Source organism: Pedobacter ginsenosidimutans, assembly GCF_001442625.1.
Classification (GTDB): domain Bacteria; phylum Bacteroidota; class Bacteroidia; order Sphingobacteriales; family Sphingobacteriaceae; genus Pedobacter; species Pedobacter ginsenosidimutans.
Genome location: NZ_LMZQ01000001.1, coordinates 262,298 through 286,235, shown reverse-complemented (window position 1 = coordinate 286,235; position 23,938 = coordinate 262,298). Strand labels below are relative to the sequence as shown.

The 23,938-nt window shown below is 40.9% G+C and carries 15 protein-coding genes; 13 read left to right on the top strand and 2 right to left on the bottom strand.

The genetic code is table 11. The features are described 5' to 3' along the window. Window positions 1-14: 14 nt before the first annotated feature. Window positions 15-1,268, top strand: a complete 1,254-nt coding sequence (locus ASU31_RS01060; RefSeq protein WP_057930545.1) for an amidohydrolase family protein — start codon at window positions 15-17, stop codon at window positions 1,266-1,268. A 48-nt stretch (window positions 1,269-1,316) separates the two neighbouring features. Beyond that, window positions 1,317-2,435, top strand: coding sequence for a TlpA disulfide reductase family protein (locus tag ASU31_RS01055; RefSeq protein ID WP_057930544.1), 1,119 nt, complete (start codon window positions 1,317-1,319; stop codon window positions 2,433-2,435). Here ASU31_RS01055 and ASU31_RS01050 read toward each other — a convergent pair. Next, window positions 2,432-2,719, bottom strand: a complete 288-nt coding sequence (locus tag ASU31_RS01050) for a hypothetical protein (RefSeq protein ID WP_157257891.1) — start codon at window positions 2,717-2,719, stop codon at window positions 2,432-2,434. The genes ASU31_RS01055 and ASU31_RS01050 overlap by 4 nt on opposite strands. A 424-nt stretch (window positions 2,720-3,143) precedes the next feature. On the opposite strand from ASU31_RS01050, the gene ASU31_RS01045 reads away from it, so the two are divergent. The 10 genes from ASU31_RS01045 to ASU31_RS01000 all read left to right on the top strand — a co-directional run bounded on the left by ASU31_RS01045 (window position 3,144) and on the right by ASU31_RS01000 (window position 19,000). Next, complete coding sequence (locus tag ASU31_RS01045) at window positions 3,144-3,734, top strand: RNA polymerase sigma factor (protein WP_057930542.1); 591 nt, start codon at window positions 3,144-3,146, stop codon at window positions 3,732-3,734. Window positions 3,735-3,813: 79 nt separating this feature from the next. Continuing rightward, window positions 3,814-5,022, top strand: a complete 1,209-nt coding sequence (locus tag ASU31_RS01040) for a FecR family protein (RefSeq protein WP_057930541.1) — start codon at window positions 3,814-3,816, stop codon at window positions 5,020-5,022. Between the two features lie 201 nt (window positions 5,023-5,223). Then, window positions 5,224-8,742, top strand: a complete 3,519-nt coding sequence (locus ASU31_RS01035) for a SusC/RagA family TonB-linked outer membrane protein (RefSeq protein WP_167346145.1) — start codon at window positions 5,224-5,226, stop codon at window positions 8,740-8,742. Further along, window positions 8,742-10,127, top strand: a complete 1,386-nt coding sequence (locus ASU31_RS01030) for a RagB/SusD family nutrient uptake outer membrane protein (protein ID WP_057930539.1) — start codon at window positions 8,742-8,744, stop codon at window positions 10,125-10,127. Before ASU31_RS01035 ends, ASU31_RS01030 begins: the two co-directional genes overlap by 1 nt. Before the next feature lie 75 nt (window positions 10,128-10,202). Then, on the top strand, window positions 10,203-11,123 hold the full coding sequence (locus ASU31_RS01025; RefSeq protein ID WP_057930538.1) for an ABC transporter ATP-binding protein: 921 nt from the start codon (window positions 10,203-10,205) through the stop codon (window positions 11,121-11,123). 18 nt (window positions 11,124-11,141) lie between these two features. Beyond that, the gene (locus tag ASU31_RS01020) at window positions 11,142-13,442 is read left to right on the top strand and encodes a Gldg family protein (protein ID WP_057930537.1); all 2,301 of its coding nucleotides are present in this window, start codon (window positions 11,142-11,144) and stop codon (window positions 13,440-13,442) included. A gap of 10 nt (window positions 13,443-13,452) precedes the next feature. Next, complete coding sequence (locus ASU31_RS01015; RefSeq protein WP_057930536.1) at window positions 13,453-14,805, top strand: MutS-related protein; 1,353 nt, start codon at window positions 13,453-13,455, stop codon at window positions 14,803-14,805. After that, complete coding sequence (locus tag ASU31_RS01010; RefSeq protein WP_057930535.1) at window positions 14,802-16,121, top strand: MutS-related protein; 1,320 nt, start codon at window positions 14,802-14,804, stop codon at window positions 16,119-16,121. Before ASU31_RS01015 ends, ASU31_RS01010 begins: the two co-directional genes overlap by 4 nt. Window positions 16,122-16,124: 3 nt before the next feature. After that, window positions 16,125-17,318, top strand: a complete 1,194-nt coding sequence (locus ASU31_RS01005) for a dienelactone hydrolase family protein (RefSeq protein WP_157257890.1) — start codon at window positions 16,125-16,127, stop codon at window positions 17,316-17,318. Between the two features lie 8 nt (window positions 17,319-17,326). Next, a complete protein-coding gene (locus ASU31_RS01000; RefSeq protein ID WP_057930533.1) occupies window positions 17,327-19,000 on the top strand; it encodes a trypsin-like peptidase domain-containing protein in 1,674 nt (557 codons plus the stop codon). A 152-nt stretch (window positions 19,001-19,152) separates the two neighbouring features. On the opposite strand, the gene ASU31_RS00995 is transcribed toward ASU31_RS01000, so the two are convergent. Next, on the bottom strand, window positions 19,153-20,256 hold the full coding sequence (locus tag ASU31_RS00995; RefSeq protein ID WP_057930532.1) for an SGNH/GDSL hydrolase family protein: 1,104 nt from the start codon (window positions 20,254-20,256) through the stop codon (window positions 19,153-19,155). A 466-nt stretch (window positions 20,257-20,722) separates the two neighbouring features. Between ASU31_RS00995 and ASU31_RS00990 the strand changes: the two genes are divergently transcribed. Then, window positions 20,723-23,926 (top strand): SusC/RagA family TonB-linked outer membrane protein, encoded by a 3,204-nt coding sequence (locus ASU31_RS00990; protein WP_057930531.1) that lies wholly within the window; start codon window positions 20,723-20,725, stop codon window positions 23,924-23,926. Window positions 23,927-23,938: the final 12 nt, after the last annotated feature.

The window sequence follows — 23,938 nt, the reverse complement described above, 5'->3', positions numbered from 1 at the left end:
TTAATCAAAAATGTATGAAAACAACATTAAAGTCACTCATCATAATCGCAATTTTTCTTTTCTCTAACCCAGAGCTACTTTTGGCAACGAAAATGCCGGCAGATACCGCTTTACTGATACTGAAAAATGTAAACGTGCTCGATATCAATAAAGGTCGATATAGGAAAGGAAGGAATGTTGCAATTTCCCAGAGCAAAATCCTGAGTATAGATTATGGCCGGAAGAACTGGAAAAATGCGAAGGTGGTGGATCTCTCCGGAAAATATCTTATTCCGGGATTGATAGACGGCCACGTTCATGTCACTGCGCAAACTAAAAACAACATAGAAAATACCTACAGTCATTTAAATTACTACCTGCAACATGGGGTAACCTCGGTGAGAGATGCCTCAGGCGATGGTGCATCGCTGCTTGAAGCACAGCGTGCGATTAACAGCGGTAAGCGTCAGGGAGCCAGCGTATATTTTGCAGCGGTAATGGCCGGTGATTGGTTCTACAACAGGGGTATTAATCTCCATAAAGAACCCTATGAGCCATGGCGACAGTTGGTTACCGAAAAGACCAATTTGGATAGCGCCATGAAAGAGGCAAAGGCTTGTGGCGCAACAGGCGTTAAATTATATCATTCATTTGATAAAGTGTTGTTGCCAAAAGTTGTTGCTGCCGCAAAACAACACGGGCTTAAAACCTGGGGGCACGTAATGATGTACCCGGCAAATCCAATGGATGTGGCTTCTTCCCGTATGGAAGTGCTTTCGCACGTATTTATGTTAGAAAACCTGCTTACAGACACACTCTTTTTCAAAAGAAAAACGCCACTTAGTTACAAAGATAGTGTGATCAATACTTTAGATATAAAGCCATTTTCAGATATTATGAAAGCCAATAATAGCATACTCGATGCTACACTTTGCGTTTCTGAGGAGCGCGATCCCTGGATTTTCACATTGTTGAAAAAGATTTATAAAGAAGGTGTGGCCATAAATGCTGGAACCGACCAGATTGTAGACTTAAAAAGTGCTCATCCCAGATTGCTGGATGAGTTAAATTCCTTTGTAGATAAGTGCGGTTTTAGCACCATAGATGCATTGAGGTCCGCAACTGTTGTTTCTGCCCGGGTAATTGGACAGGAAAAAAACATCGGAACAATTGAAAACGGTAAGATGGCGGATCTACTGGTGCTGAACGGCGATCCTTTAAATGATATTAAAGAGCTAAGCGCTATCCATATGGTCATCAAATCAGGAAAGATAGTCGATATAAAGTAGCAGTAGCAAACTGTTTAAGAGCATACATAAATCCATTATAAAATTGATATGAAAAATATTACGCTAAAAACAACCAGAATAATACCTGGTCTAATTATCTGTTGCAGTATTCTTGTTTTTGCACTAACGACTACTGCTTTCAGAACCGGGGGCTACGTGATTGAGGGAGAAATGATAGCGCCCAATGGCACCAAAGTTTCGTTGAGTTACGAATATTCGGGCAAAAGATTTGCAGATTCAGCACTGGTTAAAGACAACAGGATATTACTTAAAGGTAGCCTGCCCGAAGCTTTGCAATGTACATTAAGTAACTCCGTTAATCAGCAGTTGAAGATTGTTCTATTGGGCAATGAGACTATAAATCTACGTGGTAACGTTGCCAAATTTTACTATTCGGAAGTCTCCGGCGCAAAGGAAGATGTGCTTTTCAATACGTTTAATAAGAAAAAACTAGCGATAACCGGTGAATACCGAGACCAGTTGAAGGCAACTTCAACAGATTTTTATGATAGAAACAGCCGTGTCTATCTAGATTTTCACCGTAAGATTGATAGCCTGACTTTATCGTTCGTAAAAGAATATCCTAATGCTGCTGCTGCCAGCCTGGCGATTATCAGTAGCCACATGAACAGTACCGATGTCTTAAGGGCGGAAGCTTGTTACACACACTTGTCTGAAAGTGCAAAACGGAGCTATTATGCGAAACGTATCAAAGCTTTTATCGATGCCTCTAAAGGCATTGCCGTTGGTAAACAGGCACCTGATTTTGCATTGAGAGACATCAACGGTAAAAAATTTGACCTTAAAGATTACAGGGGGAAATATCTGTTTATAGATTTTTGGGCAAGCTGGTGTAAGCCATGTCGTGAGGAGCATCCTTTGCTCAGACAGTTAAATACGGTATATCAGGACAAGAATATTGTTTTCGTAAGCATCTCTATGGACACTAATGAAAAGAATTGGCGTCAGGCAGTAGCTGATGATGGTTTAAGCTGGGTGCAACTCAATGATCCGCTTGCATTGAAGGGACCTTTGGCCGAAGCCTATTCGGTAATGGCATTACCTTCTAATCTTATTTTGGATCCTAAAGGAAAGATCTTAGCAACTAAGCTCAGAGGGCAGCCCTTGAGTGATTTCATGCAAAATCTATTTAAGACGAACAATTAGTGGGTGATAAGCTTACAAAGTCGGAGCGCCTGTCTTTTGCAAGCTTTATCTTCAGGAAATGCAAATGCGTCCTGAAATATAATTTTTTCATTATTTGTAATTCCCAGCTCTCCTCCATTTTCCATTGGTACCCTCTCGGGCGCCATGCGAACTGGTTTAGCTATACTGAATAATCCTGAGGGAAACTGGTCGATTCCTGTATTCAAAATACCTTGACTGATCTGTTGAGCTTTGTAGCCAGCATCCAAAAAAATATCGAATAAATACTGAAATCTGGGAGTCAATGGATTTAGCCTTGACTCCCTTAATTTAGGATAGCTGGCAATCTTTCTAGCAAGGGAAATTAACGACCTGCCCACCATTCCAATAATTTGATGCGTTATTGGCAGTTTAGTTGATGTGAATTTTGATTTCTATTTAGATGATAAATGGCTAATTGCAGAGTATTGCCGGTTTATTCATGTTTACGTCTTTTCTGGCTGCGAAATTTGATCGATTTTGTATAAAATTCCATTTAAAATAGATAAAATAGCTATTTTTTTAAGTAGATTGATTATAAACAGATGTTTATTGTTATAAAGGCTGGGTAATTGTGTTTTTCGTGCCTTTTTATATGTCAAAATCCTTATTCTTGCTTAAATTTCGCGTATGATTGTTTTTGTAGAGGTTTAATCAATAAATTACTGTTGCTAATCTAATTTTGATTCAATGTCACCAAAGCCCCTTCCAGATGAGGAAAAAATACTAAGTAGAATTTCTGCAGGGGATCAGAGTGCTTTTAAATTAGTATACGATCATTACCAGCAAATGGTATTTTCCAGGGCATTATATTTATTGAAATCTGAAAGTCATGCAGAAGAGGTTCTCCAGGATGTAATGCTTAAACTATGGCTAAGCGCTTCAAATCTCAAGGAAAATAGCAACCTGGCTGCATTTTTAACTACCCTCACACGTAACCGAAGCTTTCAGTTGCTGAGAAGGAAGGTTTTGGAGTCAAAAGCAGAAGTAGAGATGGGGAAACAATGGAAAGAATACCACAATGAAACAGAAGAGAATATCTTGTTGTCCGATGTGAGGAAAAAACTTCATGATGGCGTAAACTCACTTCCCCCTCAACAGAAACTGGTTTATGAACTTTGCCGAAATCAGGGTTACAAGTATGAGCAGGCTGCAGATATCATGAATTTAAGCGTCGAAACGGTTAAAGCTTATATGAAACTCGCGCTCCGTTTCCTTCGTGCCTATCTGAAAAATAATACCGATGCAGTAATTATTGCCATTATTTTCAAATTGTTGTAATTTATTTTTATTTCTATACCCCCATAATCTGTTCTCGCGGATTGATATAAAAAAGGGGTGACAATTTCTCTCTGTAATTATGGATTTCCAAGATAAACACATCATTACTTTATATCAAAAATTCTGCAATCAAACAGCATCAATGGAAGAGCTGGCTGAATTCAGCGAATTTTTAAAACATGATGCTGCCGAAAAACGATTGTTCGATCTTTTAGAAATGGATTATGAGTTAAGTGATATCCATCTTCGTGAAATCGACGACCTTCGGGCAACGCAGATTTACCGGGAAATCATATCAAGGCGGCAACCTTTGAGAAAGGTTTTTTCCCTTACCTCAAGAATCGCTATTGCCGCTTCATTGGTGATTATTGCGGTTTCATCCCTACTATATTATCATTTTGTTGATTCTCAAACGCAACAGCTTACTTATATTTCCCCCGCTACGGATATTCCTCCCGGAAGAGTAGGTGCAACGCTCACACTTGCGGACGGAAGTACGATCAAACTCGGTGCTGCATCTGCCGGCGTGATAGCCAGGGAACCTGGACTTCTGATCTCAAGGAACAGTAAAGGAGAGGTTGTTTATGAGATCGTTGATAAGGAAAGCGATCATTTAGCCGGGAATAATACCCTGGCGACAAACAAAGGGGAAACCTATCGGTTAAAACTTCCCGATGGCTCGTTAGTGTGGCTGAACGCCGCCTCATCACTTACCTATAACACAGCCTTTAACGCCAATAAACAAAGAATGGTTAAACTGGAGGGGGAAGCGTATTTCGAGGTTACCAAGGATGATGAGAAGCCTTTCATTGTAAAATCGCAACATCAGGAAGTGAGGGTGCTGGGTACCCATTTTAATGTTAAAGCCTATCCCGACGATCGCCTCGAGACCACCACGCTTGCCGAGGGAAGTGTGAAAGTTTCGTATCAGGCAGCGGCCTGGAATAAGGATACCCAAATCCGCTACAACGACGAAATCAAGCTAAGTCCGGGACAGCAGTCTATATTAAAAAATGACCAGATCATGGTTTCAAATATTAATCTTGAAAACGCTTTAGCCTGGAAAGACGGGAATTTCATATTTAACGGGGTCGGTATCAAGGATATCATGCAGGATATTGCCCGGTGGTATGCCATTGATATAATTTATGAAGGTGAAGTGCCGGTAGGGAAATTCTCCGGCAACGTTTCAAGATCGAAAAACGTCAGCCAGATTTTAATGGCTTTAGAATCAACCAGATTAGTTCACTTTAGAATTGAAGGGAGGAAAGTATTCGTAACTAAATAACTATAAAAAAGCCAGATTCCGCTAAAGGAACCTGGCAAAGTTTGACGATAGTCAGCAGAAAATAATCAACTAAACCAACAGTTTACCTTCGCCGTGGAAAGTAGAGGTAAAACTGAAAAACAAACTTTAAACTAAATGTATATAAAATATACCAAACAAACAGGTATACCGTCTGCCGTATACACTAAAATTTTGCTTATTATGCGAATAACCATCGTGATTTTAATAGCAACATTGATGCAGGTCTCCGCTTCGGGATTTGCTCAGAAGATATCATTGTCTGAAAAAAATGCATCAATCTTTCAAGTATTTGCCAAGATAAAGCAACAGAGCGGTTACGACTTTGTTGCAGATGATAATCTGTTAAAATCACTTAAACCCATCAACATAAACGTTCAAAAAACCGAACTGACTGATGTCTTGGATCTTTTGTTCAAGGACGAATTGCTTGAATATACGGTTCAGAATAAAATTGTTGTGGTATCCAGAAAAACACCTTCTTTGCTTGATAGAGTTACCTCATTTTTCAAGGATGTTGATTTGAAAGGCCTCATCTTAAATGAAAAAGGAGAGCCTATGCCAGGTGCAAGTATTCTTGTTCAACAGACCAAAAGACTCTACCTCTCTGATGAATCCGGTTCCTTCAACATACGGGGACTCAAGGGTAAGGAAACGCTGATTTTTAGCTTTATAGGCTATCAATCAGATACCATACCATTAAGGAACAGGACTAACCTGGTGGTAAATTTAAAACCAGTTTCCGCTGATCTTTCGGAAGTGAAAATTGTAAGCACAGGTTATCAAAATCTGAACAGGGATCGTGCTACTGGTTCATTCGGGATTGTTACTGCAAAAGATATCGCTCAATACCCTACCATAAGTTTGCTTGAGCGGCTACAGGGCCTGGTTCCGGGCGTAGACATATCCACCAAGACCGAGGCCGGTAAAAGCCGTAATGGTACGATTAATATCCGGGGTATTTCCACCATTATCAGTGATTACGGCCAGGTGAGCACCGAACCTCTTTTGGTTATTGACGGTTTCCCGTCTCAGGTTTCCATAGCCAACGGTGCACTGGATTTGATGAATCCTAATGATATTCAGCAGATTACGTTTTTGAAAGATGCGGCGGCTTCCGCTATTTGGGGGATAAAGGCTGCAAATGGGGTAATTGTAGTTACCACAAAAAAGGGTAAACCAAATACTGCACCGTCAATAAATTTCTCGACCACCTTTAGTACAAGTGCTAAACCTAAACTCAATTATGGCTCGACCATGTCAGTCGCAGATTATATTGATCTGGAAAAGGACATGATCAATATGAATCTGATCAGTGACCCCTTCCCGATACAATCAGGAACATTTCCGGGAAACAATAGTCAGGCTCAGGCGATCATTTTTCGTCAGAAGCGAGGAGAGATAACAGAAAGTCAGATGAATATGGAGTTGGCTAATTTAGCTAATATCGATAATCAAGATCAAATATCCAGATACCTCTTACAGCGACCCCAAACGCAACAGTACAACTTATCACTCACAGGCGGAGGGGTAAACAGTTCCTATTATATGTCGGGTTACTATTACAACGAAGATAGGCTCTATAAAAGCAACAAAAATAAAGGGTACGCATTTAATATGGGCTCAGTCTCATCATTATTCAAAGGCATTTTAACTATAAATGCTAACTTAAGCTACAATAATACCTCGGATGTTTTAAATGCTGCAGCAGTTCGTGCCATGAGCCAGACCTCTCTGGGTATGCGCCCTTATGATGCATTGGTCAATGCTGATGGCAGTACGAAATACTACGATGTGTTCAGTACCCCATTGGTAGCCAGAAATTTCGAAAGTAAAGGATACCTTCCTTTCCGATATTCCGCCATTGATGAACTCAACTACAATAATACCGTTAACAACACGAACAATATAGCGCTGAACCTTGATGTTACCGGCAAAATCACGCCCTGGTTAAGTGTTTCTCTCTCAGGAAATCTTGGTCGTTACTTTAATGAAAGAGAAAACTATCAGGAACCGGAAAGTTACGAAAGTCGCATAATGATCAATAGGGCCACAAGCGTAAACGCAGCCGGGGCACTTGTTTACGGTATTCCTAATGGCGGTCGCCTGAGCCTGGCCAATGCCCTGGGTAGAAGTTATAACCTCCGTGGTCAGTTAAGTATCAACAAATCTTGGAGCGATAAACATGAACTTAACGTGCTGATGGGCAATGAAATTAAAGAAAATTTCAGTAAATCGAGTAATGAACTTCGTTATGGCTACGATAAGTCTATTAATGCTTTCAGATCAGTTAACCCCAGCGTAAGCTATCTGGATATCTATGGTCAGCGTCCTAGTATCGGAGCAACATCTTCACCTGTAGTCGAATCAACCACCAGAGCACTATCTTACTACGCAAGTGGTTCATACACCTTTAACAGTAGGTACACCGTTTCAGGAAGTGCAAGGTTTGATGATTTGAATCTCTTAGGTGTCGAACGCAGAAAACGTGCAATCCCGCTTTGGTCTGCCGGTTTGAGCTGGAACATGAAAAAGGAAATGATTTTGAAGGACTTGAACTGGCTTACCAACCTTTCAACCCGCTTTACCTACGGCTTTACCGGAAATGCACCTCAGGGTTATGCCCCGGTAACTGTTATTTCTCTCCTCGGAACCGATTTTGAATCATCTTTACCCTACGCTGTAATTGACAGACCTGCAAGAGAAAACCTGGCCTGGGAAAAAACGCGGATGATTAATTACGGTCTCCAGGTTGGTCTCTTCAACGGCCGTGTTTCGGCGACGGTAGATTATTACCTGAAAAAAACAACAGATATTTTTTTCCAATTGCCGATTAATGGGACATATGGTTTTACGCAGACTATTTTTAATGCAGCGAAGTTAGATGGAAAGGGTGTTGATTTGGGACTGAGCTTCATTCCGGTACAATCAAAAAATGTGAGTTGGAACAATACCATTAATATTTCTTACAATACCAATAAGGTACATGATGAGCGATTTAACTTGCCTATAGGTGATTTGGGAAGAAATCAAATTTATGATGGCTATCCTCAGGATTATTTATTCTCCTATAAATTTGCAGGTTTGGATAATACCGGACAGACGCTGATTGAGGATCCTAAGGTTCCAGGAAGAATACTAAGAGTTGATGAGTTTCAGTACTTCGATATTATGGAATATTCTGGCCGGACGGCTTCGCCTTATTATGGTGCTTATAGCAGTAACATTTCCTATAAACAATTCAGCCTTGGTTTTCAATTCCAGTACGCCTTTGGCGGAGTTTTCAGAAAACCTTCGGTAACTGAAAATTCAGTATATGTTAGCCGCGCAGGTGATTTAGGGATGCGGTGGCGCAAACCCGGAGACGAATTGTTTACAAACGTTCCAACAATCAACACTGATTTTAACCAGGGATACTATTACGGTACCAGCATCACCCGGTATTCAGAGTCTGATTACCTGATCAGAAGCCGTAGTAATATCAAACTTCAACAGATTAGCCTAAGCTATGCACTACCACAAAAACTGTTAAAACCCATCGGGGTAAAGATGTTGACAGTCTCGGCAGTATGCCGTAACCTCGGACTGATCTGGACTGCAAATAAAGAAAACATTGATCCTGATTATGTCTATAACACAGGAAATACCTTTCAGCTTGCACCTGTTAGAAGTTATTCGTTTCAACTTAATTTAAGCTTATAATGTATAAAACAGCATCAACATATACCTTTAAAATAGTAATGATTACTGTTTTAACTTTTGCACTCTTTTCCTGCCGGAAATACGTAGAAAATGTGCCTGTACAGGGACAGCGGGTATTGGTTTACACCCAGGATTATCGTCTATTGCTCAATAACAGAAACAACCAGGAAGTTGGGGCAGGAAATACAGCTATTTTAAGCTGTGATGATGTCGAACTTTCCGATCCGGAAGTGCAGACCTCACTAGCAAACAACGCAACCAATTCAGCTATTTACGGATGGAAAAATCCTTTCTATTTCGGTGAAACCGATGATTTTGACTGGAATTTTATGTACAACGCAATATACGTTTACAATACCGTGATAAAGGGTGTTTTAGAAAGCAAGGGCGGTAGCCCGGACCAGCAAAAAGCGCTGTATGCCGAGGCATTAATCAACAGGGCGTTTACGTTTTTTACTTTAACGAATTTGTATGGTAAACAATATGATCCGGCAACCGCTGCTACAGATCCAGCTATTCCCTTACTGTTGTCACCAGAACTGTTTGTGAAACTTAATAGGGCATCGGTGAGGGAGGTCTACGATCAAATCATAAAAGATCTTAAGGAAGCCTTACCGCTTATTCCGGTAGTTCAGGCCAGTACCGTTCAACCTAACCGGGCCGCTGCTTATGCATTGTTGGCGAAAGTCTACCTGAATATTCGCGATTTTGAGGCGGCCAAAACTGCTGCGGAACAATCACTTTCATTGAACAGCTCGCTTTATGACTATAATACGTTTTTGACGACCAATATTCTTCCTACGCAATATACAGACAAGCAGGTTTTACTCCGGAAAGTTCCCAGAAGTAGTTTTTATCCACTACAGTTAAGCCAATCCTTATTGAATCTGCTTGATGAAAAAGACCTGCGTTATGAACTTTTCACCAGACCGGGTTCAAACTTTTACCCTGCTTTTCAGGGAACGGGCTTTTGGTCGAGGGATAATTATAACGATAAATCTCCGGTAGGCCTTACCGTTAATGAAACCTGGCTTATACGGGCAGAATGCTTAGCCCGTACGGGGAAGCGCGATGAGGCACTTACAATGGTAAACGACTTGCGGAAAATGAGATTCCGCCCGGCAGATTATCAAGCTGTAACGGCAACTTCAGATCAGGAAGCCTTGCAAAGGGTTGTGGAAGAGCGCAGGCGAGAATTTTTCGGAACGGGACTGCGCTGGTTCGATCAAAAGCGGCTGAATAAAGATGCGGCATTTGCGAAGTCTGTTACCCGCATGATCGGCAATGTGACCTACATACTTGAACCTAACAGCAATGCTTATGTTTTCCAGTTTGCTGAAAAACTTGTTGCTCAAAATCCAGAACTGGTTCAAAACCCCAAATAAACTCTAATATCCCACTATTGGTAAGGCTAGTCTATTATTAATAGTGGGATTGGTACGCCTAAAAATTTATAAAATATGGAAAAAAGTATAGTAAAGATTGAAAACCTGTCTCATCGCTATAGTAACACCTGGGCCATACGCGACATTAATATAGAAATCAATGATTTTGGTATCGTTGGGTTATTAGGATCGAATGGTGCCGGTAAATCAACTACAATGAACATTCTTTGCGGGTCAATTAATCAAACAGAAGGCAATGTATTTATCAACGGTATAAATTTCAGGGAAGATCCCAAGCGGGCGAAAATGGAAATCGGTTTCCTTCCCCAAAATCCTCCATTATACCTTGATCTAACGGTTGATGAATACCTTCACTATTGCGCAGCACTGCGCAATATGTATGGCCAGCCTGGCAAAGATGCTGTTGCAGAGGCGAAGGAGCGCTGCGGCATTAGTCATTTCGGCGGCCGATTGCTCAAAAATCTTTCAGGTGGATACAGACAGCGTGTGGGGATTGCCCAGGCAATTGTACATAAACCTAATGTACTGGTTTTGGATGAGCCCACTAATGGTTTGGATCCCAATCAGATTATTGAGGTTCGATCGCTGATCAAAGACATCGCGAAAGATAGGGTAGTCATATTTTCATCACACATTCTGTCAGAAGTACAGCTGCTCTGTAAGGATATCAAAATGATCGAAAACGGAAAGATAGTGTTTTCAGATACAATGGATGCGTTCAACAACTATGTGGAACCACACAGCATGCTGGTCTCTTTTCAGAACATGCCTCTGGTAGCTGAGCTCGAAGCGATTCCCGGGATATTAAAGGCCGACATTCTTAACGGAAAATTAGTCCGCCTGTTTTTCAGTGGCGACGCGGAGATTACAGAGACCATTATTTCCGAAAGTGTTCAGAGCGGTTGGCGCCTGCAGGAAATCTCTCTTGAAAAAAACTCGGTAGAAGAAATATTCAAACAACTTTCACAACATTAATTTCACATCATTTTCTTAATGAAAACAATCCTTCAAATTGCAAAAACAGAACTTAAAATGCTGTTTTATTCTCCTATTGCATGGTTTCTTATTATCGTTTTCATGGTTCAATGTGGCCTGGGCTACATGGCTACGCTGAAATCTATCGCCCAGATGCAGGCGGATGGATATAAAATTCCTTTTAGTGTAGTTGGACAGGCCGTATTTGGCTCCAATGGGCTATTTGCGTCGGTAATGAGGAATCTTTACTTATATCTTCCACTTTTAACAATGGGATTAATCAGTAAAGAAATGAGCAGTGGTACCATCAAATTATTGTATTCCTCACCTATCCGCATACGAGACATTGTATTGGGCAAATTCAGCGCCATGGTAATCATGAGCGTACTCATGCTTGGGGTAGTAACCATATTTCTATCCATCAGCTATTTCACAGCAGATTCACCAGATATCGGAATGTTGTTGAGCTCTTTACTAGGCCTGTTTTTACTGCTATGTGCGTATTCTGCTATAGGTCTGTTTATGTCCTCCCTAACAACATATCAAATTGTAGCTGCCGTTAGTACCTTTGTTATTTTCGGTATTTTGTACAACATTGCCGACTTGTGGAAGGGGATACCGTTTATAAGGGATATTACCTTCTTTCTCTCGGTATCCGGAAGAACAGACTGGATGCTGGTAGGCTTAATTACCAGTAACGGCATTATTTATTTTCTTGCCATTGTATTCCTTTTTCTCACCATTACTATTTATAAGCTAAAATTTAGCATGCAAACGGTCTCGCCTATGGTAAAAGCAGGACATTATATTTCAATCATTGCAATAACGCTTCTTATTGGTTACATCAGTTCCATTCCACAACTGATTATTTATGCGGATGTAACGGAAAATAAATCTAATACACTAAAGCCAGATACGCAGAAAATAATTAAAGAACTTGGTGATGAACCGCTGGAAATAACGGGATACACGAACCTGCTGGGCGGTTACATGGAAGATGGAAATCCAGAATCCTATCAAAAAAACATCAACGCATGGGCACCTTATGTGCGCTTCAAACATAATATTAAATTAAAAAGTGTGATGTATTACGATACCCTGGCACAAGGCGGGGATATCATGAAAGGGAACAAAGGAAAAACCCTTGCTCAGGTAGTGGAGAAGATCGCCCAGACAAGAGAAATGAATATAAAGCAGTTTTTAACACCTGAGCAGATTCGAAAAGAAGTCGATCTTTCCAAAGAGCCCAATTTTTATATCATGCAACTCAAGTATAAAGGGAGAAAGACCTTCCTCCGGGTATATCCTGATAATGAACACTGGCCATCGGAAACGGAAATATCAGCGGCATTTAAAAGACTCCTTAGCGCAAAAATGCCTAAAATACTTTTTGCTACCGGAGAGTTGGAAAGAAATATCAATAAAATAGGCGACCGTGAATACCAGGCATTAACAAACCTAAAGGTTTTCAGGCAGTCTTTGCTTAATCAGGGCTTCGATGTCGATACCATCTCTCTTGCCACCAAGCCGGTTCCAAAGGATATATCAGTGTTGGTTATGGCAGATCCCAAAGTTGGCCTGAGTGCTGCCGCAACTAAAAATTTGCAGGAGTATATTAATGGCGGTGGTAATTTGCTTGTTACTGGAGAGCCCAATAAACAGGATGTTTTAAATCCAATAATCAAACAGTTTGGTATTCAGTTGATGGATGGAGCCATTGTTCAGCAAAGCAAGCAATTAGAGCCGGATTTGGCTACCCCAAACTTAACCGGCGCGGCAACCAAACTCTTCATGCCCCTGGAGCAGGCGCACAAGGATAGCATAGTGGTTTCGATGCCATTGGCTACAGCCCTGTCTATCGAAAATACGAAATGGTACAAAACTCAGCCTTTGTTGGTAACAAACCCGAAAAGCAGCTGGCTTAAAAGAGAAAGGTTTCTGACTGACTCAGCCACCGTGCAATTTGAGCCACAGAAAGGTGATTTGCAAAAAGCTTTCCCATTGGCAGTGAGTTTAACCCGAAAAATTGCTCAAAAAGAGCAGCGAATCATTGTTATCGGCGATGCAGACCTGATGTCAAATAAGGAATTGAACAGGTTCAATCTCCGTACAGCAAATTTTGTTTTCAATATCGGAGTGTTTAGCTGGCTGAGCTATGGCGAATTCCCCATCAGTAGCTTCAGACCGGCACCAAAAGACACGGTATTACTGGTAGATAAAGATCAGATCCACCTGCTTAAATTGATTTTCGTATGGATTATCCCTGGTTTGCTACTTGCGTGCGGAAGTATCATACTGATCAGACGAAAAAGAAAATAAGATATTTAATATGCCTTTAATTACAGATCAACAGACGATTAACGACCTCAACCTGTTTGGAAGACAGGGGAGTAATTCAATTTACGAAATTTTTAATAGTACCCGGACACATGGTGGATCAATTATTCTGGAAGAGATGTTCCTTAATCCGATCGGTGATTTTGATAAAATAAATCAGCGCAGCCAGATCATCCGGTATTTCGCAGGTCGTGCTGAAAAGTTTCCAATATCTACTGAACTGCTCAGTGCGATAGAATCATATATCAATAATACAGATTCGAGGAGTAAGTTGTCGGAATACGATCAGTCGGTAACAAAGCGGCTGGGTAATTTCGTAGCACCCGATGCACAGACAACGACTATCTATAGGGGTATCTCAGCTATCCTGCTATTTGTTCGGGAATTTAAGCTGTTTGCGGATTCTCTTGATCTGGCAACCGATCATCCGTACGGTTCAGAAAAAAATAATATTCAGCGAATTTTATCATCTGAAGAATTTGCTGATCTGCCTTTTAAAGTTGAGGGTTACAAGCCTACAGGCCAGGAGTTCATAACATATGATGAATTATTCAGGTTTGTTAACAGGGATGCCATATTAACACTATTACAATGCCTGTACAGACTTGATGTTTATTATTCAATTGCTAAAGTGGCAAAGGAAAGGAAATTTGTTTTCCCAACAGCTTTACCAGGGGGCAATTCCTTTATAAGAATTGACGATGTTTATCATCCTCAGCTTCAGCGTGCGGTTCCTAATTCCATAGTGATGAGCGATGAACAGAATGTCGTTTTTCTCACTGGTGCAAACATGGCAGGAAAATCAACTTTCATGAAATCTTTGAGCATCGCGATATTTTTGGCCCATATGGGATTCCCGGTACCGGCAGCAAAAATGGAATTCACCGTTCTGGATGGAATATATACCACCATTAACCTGCCAGACAACCTGGGGATGGGTGCGAGCCATTTTTATGTAGAGGTGCTCCGTGCAAAAAAGATTGCATCCGAACTGAAACTGGGAAAAAGACTTTTTGTGCTTTTTGATGAAATGTTTAGAGGAACAAATGTGAAAGATGCCTGTGAAGCCACTATAGCCTTTACCGCCGCTTTTGCCCGTAAACAGGGGAGCCTGTTTGTGATCTCTACACACATTATTGAAGCCGGAGAAGTGTTAAAGGAACAAAGCGAAAAGATAAAGTTTGTATTTCTGCCAACAACAATGGAAGGAACCAAACCGATATATACTTATACCCTGCAATCCGGTTTAACTGCAGACAGGCATGGTATGATTATTATCAATAATGAAGGCATCCTGGATATCTTAAATGCCGGACTGGCCAAATCAAATGCTAAAGACATATGAGTTTAATCGTTGACAAACAAACGCAGGATGATCTAAACCTGCTCGGTAAATATACACCTGGATCTATTTTCAGCCTGTTCAATAAAACCAAAACCGATGGAGGGGAACAGCTCTTGCAGACGATGTTCCTAAATCCATTGACAAGTGCTGCAGCTATCAATGCACGGCGGGATATTTTCCATTATTTCCAGGAGAAAGATTTCACGTTTCAGCTTGAAAGGGCAGACTTCCAATCAACTGAAAACTATCTGGCAATCGAAAGTCCAAAAATGTTCATTGTTGCAGTATTTAACTCCTTTCTTAAAAAAGGCCAGTCGGTATTGATCCGCGATGAACGTTATGATCAACTCGTAGCTGGGTTGAGCGCAACAATCAAAGTGCTGAAATACGCCCAGGAGCTTTCGGTTCTTCTAAATGATAATTCGAATACCCCATTTGACCAGGATAAAGAGCGGCTCAAAGAAATATTAGATGACCCTCTTTTGAGAAAATTAATTGCTCAACATACCAATGAAGAATTCGCACCGTATCAGCTTGCGGTTTATGATCACCTCCTCAAGCAGACATTGAAAGGTTCCCTCAATAAGCTTTTGAAAATCATGTATTCAATCGATGTTTACGCCAATGTAGGCAGGCTTGGAAAGATGATGGGCTGTTGTTACGCAGAGGCCATGGAGAAGGAGGAAAATGTATTAAACATTACCGGGCTAAGACATCCAGCCTTACGCAATGGTGTAAGTAACGACTTAAGGTTCGACCGTGATGCAAATTTACTCTTTCTCACCGGTGCAAACATGGCGGGTAAATCAACCTTAATGAAATCTCTTGGTATTGCAATCTACCTGGCGCATATGGGGTTTCCAATTGCTGCTAATCAGGTCATCTTTTCGGTACGCGATGGATTATATACCTCAATAAATGTTTCCGACAACCTTCAAACTGGCTACAGCCATTTCTATGCCGAGGTTTTGCGGGTGAAAAGTGCTGCTGAGCAAGTGGCAAGTGGAAAATGTTTCGTAGTCCTTTTTGATGAACTGTTTAAAGGTACAAATGTTAAAGATGCTTATGATGCAACGCTGGCTGTTACCGAAGCGTTCGCGAAATATAAAGCGTCTGCTTTTATCGTTTCTACACACATTATCGAAGTTGGGGAAGCCTTAAAAGGAAATTTATCAGTGCAATTTGCTTATATGCCGACGGTTATGAACGGAAATAAGCCCACCTATCCTTACAAATTAACTCCGGGGATCACCAGCGACAGACAGGGTATGATCATCATTGAAAATGAGGGTATCCTGGAACTGCTAAAGAATTAACATATGAATAAAAAGAACAAAAGTCTCATCCTGCTGAAGTTACAAACCCTATGTGTGATCGCGTTACTTTGCGGTACCTGCGCAGCGCAGAAAAAGATGAGCCGAACCGAGGCAGACAGGCTTGCAATGCAACAGTGGAACACAGAAAAGCAAAAATTAATGACCGCTGCCCGGAAGGTGTGGAATGAGGGCGTAATAAAGTTTCAACAATACCAGATGGCCATTGCCTATAAGGTTTTTGGAACAAAACCAGTTGGCGGGAGAAGTTTATATATCTCACTGCATGGTGGTGGTAACGCTCCGGTGGCAGTAAATGATCAGCAATGGGAGAATCAACGTACACTGTACAATATCAAAGAAGGATTGGTTATTGTGCCAAGGGCACCAACGAACACCTGGAATCTCTGGCATGAAGATCATATCGATAATTTCATCGATTCGCTAATCCGCTACAGTGTGATAATGGAAGATGTAAATCCCGATAAGGTTTATATTCTTGGTTATTCAGCAGGAGGGGATGGGGTATTTCAATTGGCTCCCCGTATGGCCGATCGTTTTGCCGCCGCATCGATGATGGCCGGCCATCCCGGCGATGCTGATATGCGTAACCTGCGTAACCTGCCGTTTTCAATATTCATTGGCGGTTTAGATTCCGCATATAACAGAAACAAGCTCGCTATCAAATACAACAGGAAGCTCGATAGTTTGCACAACCTGGATGCTAAAGGCTATGACCACGAATTTCACCTGTATCCTGATAAGCCTCATTGGCTGGATCATCAAGATACCATCGCCATCCCGTGGATGGCAGATTATAAGAGAAATACTTTTCCGGATAAGGTTGTTTGGGTACAGGATAACCGGTTGCAGCACCGGTTCTATTGGTTATCGGCTCCTCTTGTATCCTCAAAAGTTGGCGATGCAGCCGAAGTTAGCCGTAAAGGCAACCAGATTACCATATTGCATAATACCTTTAAAGTGCTTGAAATTAACCTGAATGATGATCTTGTAAACCTTGATCAGCCAGTCACCGTTATTGCTAACGGCAAAGTTCTTTTTCACAAAAAAGTAAACCGCAGCTTTAAAGCAATTGAACGTGCTGTAAAGGAATATCAGGACCCCCGATTCATATTCACTACAGAGCTTCTACTCAGCAATAATAAGGTAAGTGAAGTTTACCCCTTAAAATCTAAATAGCATAAAAGATGACTAATTTAAAATGGAGCGTAACCTTACTCTTTGCGCTTATTTTTTCAAATGTATCGGGCCAGCAGAATCTTAAAAGCAAAAGGATTGAAAATCTTATTTCCAATGGTGTCAGCACGGCAATGCCCTTTAGTGTGTATATTATCGCATGGGATACTCTGAAAAATAATAGGCCCGATGGAATATATGAAACAGATGGTTTTAGTGGTGTTATTGTTTCCGCACAGGGGCATATCCTAACCGCTGCACATGCAATTAAAGCTAATCAGGTTTACCAGGTTACATTTGTTGACGGTAGAAAATATACAGCTCTCCCCTTAGGTCGTATAGGAATTGATGAAAAAAATGCAGTATACGATATGGCCATGATCAAAATAACCAAAGAAGAGAAATTTGATTATGCACAAATGGCCGCTGGCAGCGAAATGGTTTTAAATCAGCCAGTCATCAGCATTTCCTATCCCGCATCATTCCTCAAGTCAACACCTAATGTGCGTTATGGTAGAATATCTAATACAGATACAGGGAATGGCTTTATTCAGTCGTCCGCAAAAATGGAGCCTGGTGATTCCGGTGGTCCATTGTTTGATCTCAAAGGCAGGCTCATTGGTATACACAGTCGCATAAAAGAGGATGAATCGCAAAATTTTGATATTCCTGTGGATTCTTTTTTGAAATACTGGACCCCTCTTAATAAACCTATAGATTATCAGAAAGTGCCTTTGCCAGATTCTTTGCGCGAGACAATCAACCCATCACTCATGCCGCCGTTTCCTTCGATAGACTCGCTAATCGGAATTACTTCAAAACAGGAAAAAAGCGTGGCTGTGGTTTTGAGTAATGATGGTGATCAAATAAAAAAAATATTGGGTACATGGGTCCGTATCAAAAATGAAACTTATCTCATCAGTAAAAGTTCAATGGTTGCGGCCAATCCCCGGATTTTAGTGGAGGGGAAAATTTTTGAATCCACTGTCATCAACAGGGATCGAAGAAACGATTTGATATTGCTGAAGCCAAACCTGAAAATCAGTTACGGAATACAGTTAGGTGCTAAACCACCCAAACGCTTTGGAGGAGAAGACCACCCTGGCAAAATGTTGATATCTGTACTTCCAGCCCAATTGAAAAAGATAGGAATTTTTAGTGGATTGCCAGTAACAGTTCCTTTGAGTAACAGTATTGGATATCTGGATGTCGGTGCTAAATATCAGGACGGAAAAATTTTGATTACTGAAATACCGCAAAATAAAGCCATAACCACGAAATTAAAGCGGGATGATCATATCTCAGCGGTCAATGGAAAACCAATTGTCAAACCTGAGGATTTCATCAATGCCTTTACCTCATATTACGCGGGTGATGTCGTTAAACTTGACATCATCCGGAATGGCCTGCCCTTGACCGTCGAAACTTATTTGGAAGGTCAGCCCACGCTGAACCACGCATCTTATGCGTATGCCGGGGGAAGAAGCGAGCGCTCTGATGGATTTGATCATGTCCTGATCAGCGATGCGGCAATAGAAAGTGCTGAATGTGGAAGTCCGGTATTTGACCGCTCCGGTAGGTTTTGCGGGATCAATATTGCCAGGCACAGCAGAACATCCGTTTTGATTATGCCAGCGGAAAGCATTCGTGGATTTATACTTCAATCGCTTCAAAAGAATTCATAAGATTGTCGTTTAAATATTATTAATAGGTTTTTAATTTCCTTTTAGTAGATGATCTTGTAAATGCTGTGTGCGTAAGCGTGTTTTAAATGGCTGTTTATATGTGACTATATCTGAAATAATACAACGATTTTGTTGTGGTGCATGCCGGAGGCTTATTCCAGTAATTTTCTGTAAAAAGGAAGAAGCTGCTCGGCAAGGATCAAGTGGTCTTCTGTGCTGGGATGGCCTGTGCATCCATGCGGGTCCATTGCCGGGAAGAAAAAAGTTTTAACTCCTCGGCCTGATGGGTACAGGGAATCAACTCTCTTTTTTATGGTATTGAGACAGTTTTCAAGAATATCACGGGACTTTCCTTTCACCATTGGGCTACTTAATAAAGCGATCTGTGCTTTTGGGTATTTTGATTTTACAAGTTTAATGAAGTTTACATATTGGTCTAGGAATATTTTTTCATCAAACGGCTTTCTTGCGTTTTTTCCGTCGCCATTACTAAGGTCGTTGGTGCCTAGTGCAATACTGACGATTTTAGGGCTATACTTTTTGAAGTCCCATTTTTGTTGCGTATCTGTTTTAAAATCTATCTGCTCATAAACCTGTGGCATAGAAGGGCCTTCCATATTCCAGGTCCTGTAAATTCCGATACCACTTACACTGCTCATAATATAGTTGACTCCCAGTTTTCGAGATACCCTTGGTCCATAGGCCAGATAGGCATTGTGCTGATCATGGTATTCGCCGGTTCCACAGGCGAAATCTGTGGTGTCTGATGCAGCTCCACAGGTAATGCTATTGCCAATAAACTCGATTAACGGGGCTTTGTGGACTTTTATGGCTTTGATATGGTTTGCCGCAATCTTTGAGATCAGAATTGCCCCTGTGTGTGCTTCAGTCGCCTTATAGATCCATATGGTATGTTCGCCACTGCCTTTTACGCTTAAAATTATGGGGCTAGTGGTATTCCCTTCAATACGGATGCGTTTCTGGTACACGCCGTCTATTTCATATTGGATATAATTATGTCCTTGGTTTTGATTTAACGAGGCATATATAACGCAACTGTCGCCTGTGAACTTAAAACCAAAGTGCACTGCTGAGCTGATCATTTCCAATTTGTTCTGATCATTGAGCAAGTACCTGCCGTAAGGTTTTAGTTTTTTGGCATAAAGCGTATCTGTATAATTTTTGACCATATTGGCCTGGCTTGCCTGGAATAGACAGATTAATGCCGTAAATAAATAGAAAATCTTGAGTCTCATTGTTGGATTTATATTTTGGGTACCACAATAATATAGAAACAAAAAATCTTAATGGCTAAAGGACAGAAAACTATCATCAAATGTTTGGAAAGTATAATTAACAAGACCAAAACCGAAGGGGCTATTGTGCTTAATTGTTTTCTTTTTGCAACGGATTGCTTTTAGCTGTTTTAAAAGGTATTTTACTTGATTTACATATAACTGGCTGCATTCATTATGTATAGTCAGGAAGACTTTTATGTCGGTATAAGCAAAATAGTATCAATAATTAATTAATTTGGGAGAAAAAAGTATAGGCTTACTGTAATCGTATAATCGGTTAAATTAGTTGATAATGATTATTTTAAGCTTTTATTTATTTATATTATAGTGTTTTTTAGATTATTATAAGTTAAAATAATACTATAAAAGCGATTAACATTGCTGTTAAATTTGAGTTAACAAATAATAACTAAATATAAACATTATGAGTACAACTTTACGAATAGTAATTCTGTTTGTGATGTGTATGGGCTTTCTAACCAGGGTCTCTGCGCAAAATGCCTCCAGGGTTATCACAGGAACAGTTTATGATGAAAAAGGTACAACCTTACCTGGAGTAGGTGTTATGGTAAAAGGAACCGCTGTAGCAACCAGTACCAATATTGATGGAAAGTATACAATTACGGTACCTGCCAGCGGAACAGTTTTAGTGTATAGCTTTATCGGTTCAACAAGTCAGGAAATCGTAATCGGCACCAAAAAACAGATCGATGTTAACTTAAAATCAGCATCAACTGCCTTGTCGGATGTTGTGGTAATAGGTTACGGTACACAGAAACGTCAGGATGTTAATGGTTCGGTGTCTTCAGTTCTGGCAAAGGATATTGCAAATATTCCCCAGCCAAGTTTAGATCAGCTGATTCAGGGTAAAGCTGCAGGTGTTACCATTACGCAAAATTCTGGCGGCCCTGGTAGCGCAACTTCTGTGCGTATCCGTGGTATTACTTCATTTGGGGGCAGTGAGCCTTTATATGTTATCGATGGTGTACCTATCCTGGGAGATGCAACCAATAAAAGCGGAAACGGAAGGTCTCCCCAATTGACCCGGACCGGCGGTGGTCAGGAAGAAACAGGCGTGAGCCCACTTTCAAGGATCAATCCCAACGATATAGAATCAATCGATATATTAAAAGATGCTTCTGCAACGGCTATTTACGGTAGCCGTGGTGCTAATGGGGTAGTTATTGTAACTACTAAACGTGGAAAAAATGGTAGTGCTAAGATCAGTTATGATGGTTATTATGGTTTTCAGGAGCAGGGTAAGTTTTTGGATATGATGGATCTAAAGCAATTCGCGAATCTTCAAAATGCATTGGCCGATAAGTTTGGTTTGCAGAGAAGGATAGAGTTTGCAGATCCAAGTATTTTGGGTCATGGTACAGACTGGCAGGACGCCATTTTTCAGACAGCGCCTCAACAGAATCATCAATTGTCATTCTCGGGAGGAAAAGACGGTGTCGATTATTACGTATCTGGAGGCTACCTTAAGCAGGAAGGAACCATTATTGGAAGTGATTTCAAACGTTACTCGTTCCGTACCAATGTGAACGGACAGGTAAAAGACTGGCTAAAAATCGGTAGTACAATCGGCGCGGCACGGACCAACCAGAATATTGGCCTTGGCAGTAATACAGGGATTGTTTATAATGCACTTTCCAGTGCACCGGATAATCCGATCTATAATGCGGATGGATCTTTTGCAGGGCCCACGCTTGATGCAGGAGGGCTAGCGCAAGGTACAGTTAATCCGGTTGCACAGGCTTTAAGCCTCACAAACACTTTGTTGAGCAATAATATTAACGGAAGTGCTTATGCTGATTTAAAGATTTTTAAAGACCTGAGCCTACGTTCGGAACTGAACGGGGATTTTAACTGGTCGGAAGCCCAAACTTTTAAGCCAACTTATCAATGGGGGGCATTTTCAAATCAGACGGCACGACTTGATCAATACAACTCCAATAGTACTTATTGGGGCTGGAAAGAGTATTTAAACTACGCACATACATTTGGTACCAAGCACAATTTAACCGCATTGGCCGGATATGAGGTTTGGCAGGCCACCTGGGGCGGTGTTTCGAACAAAATAGAAAATTTTGCATCGGGAAATACCATTCAGACACTTGGTTTTGGTGATCAGACCACCGCTCTGATCGATCAGAACAAAGGCAGTCAGGTGATGGAATCTTTACTGGCAAGGGCAATCTATACCTATAATAACAGATACAGTATCACGGCAAGTATCCGCTCTGATAAATCTTCGAAATTTGCTGAAGGGCACAAAGTGGGTTATTTCCCTGCTGCGGCTATTTCCTGGAGGTTATCGGAAGAATCGTTTATGGAAAGCACCAAATCTGTAGTCGATAATATTAAAATCAGGTTAAACTATGGTGAAACCGGAAACCAGAACATTCCCAACTATCTTTATGGTTCATCAATTAAGGCAGTTGCCACAGGTTTGGGTACTGGTTTTGTAACCAACAACGTAGCCAATTTAGATTTAACCTGGGAATCTGCCATTCAAAAAGGTGCTGGTGTTGATTTTAGTTTATTTAAAGGAAGAATTGATGCCAGTTTTGATTACTACATTAAAAACTCTAAAAACTTCCTTTTCCAAAAACCACTTCCGGCGTTCCTGCTCGGAGGACCAGCCGAATACTCTGATGTGGCTGCAATTAAATCGCCTTATTACAATGCTGGCCAGATAGAAAATAAAGGCTTCGAATTCAGTATCAATACAAAGAACATTGTAAATGACAATTTCAAATGGAATACAACTTTAATCTTTTCGAAATATAAAAACAATGTAGTATCCTTAAACGGTTCTCCGGCATTAATTGGTAGTATCAACAGCAGTTTTATCAGTTTGCCTGTAACCAAAACAACCGAGGGCGGGCCTGTAGGAGAGTTCTTCGGTTATAAAGTTAAAGGTGTGATTAAAAACACTGCCGACCTGCAGTATATTGCTTCCCATCCTCAGAACGTAACCGGGGGGACATCGCCGGCAGTGATTACAAACGATCCTTCAATTGCCAATTCGATTTACCTGGGTGATCTAATGTATGAGGATACCAACGGTGATGGTAAAGTGGATGCGAATGACCAGGTTGCGCTGGGTAACCCGAATCCGGATTTTACCTACAGTATTACCAATAACTTCACTTATAAAAACTTCGATCTTTCTATCTTTTTGAATGGATCCTATGGAGGTAAAATCCTTAATGCATTAAAGTATCAGATCGCAGGACTTTCGGGGCTATATACCAATCAGCTGGCTTCTTCCAGCAATTTCTGGAGTCCAGGCAATCCAAATTCTGATATCCCTGCACCAAAGGGTGGTATAGCCAACAACAACTTGGTGATGTCTGACCGCTTTTTGGAAAGTGCTTCCTTTTTAAGGGTTCAGAACATCAGGCTAGGTTATACTTTTCCTGAAAAATGGATTAAGCATGCAAAGCTAAGCCGTTTGAATGTTTTTGCCAGTGGTCAGAATCTATATGTATTTACCAAATATTCAGGTCTGGATCCCGAGATCGGTTCGTTGAACCAGAATCCGATTTATACCAATATAGACATGGGTAGATATCCGATTCCACGTACCATTACATTTGGATTAAACGCACAGTTTTAACATTTAAAGAGA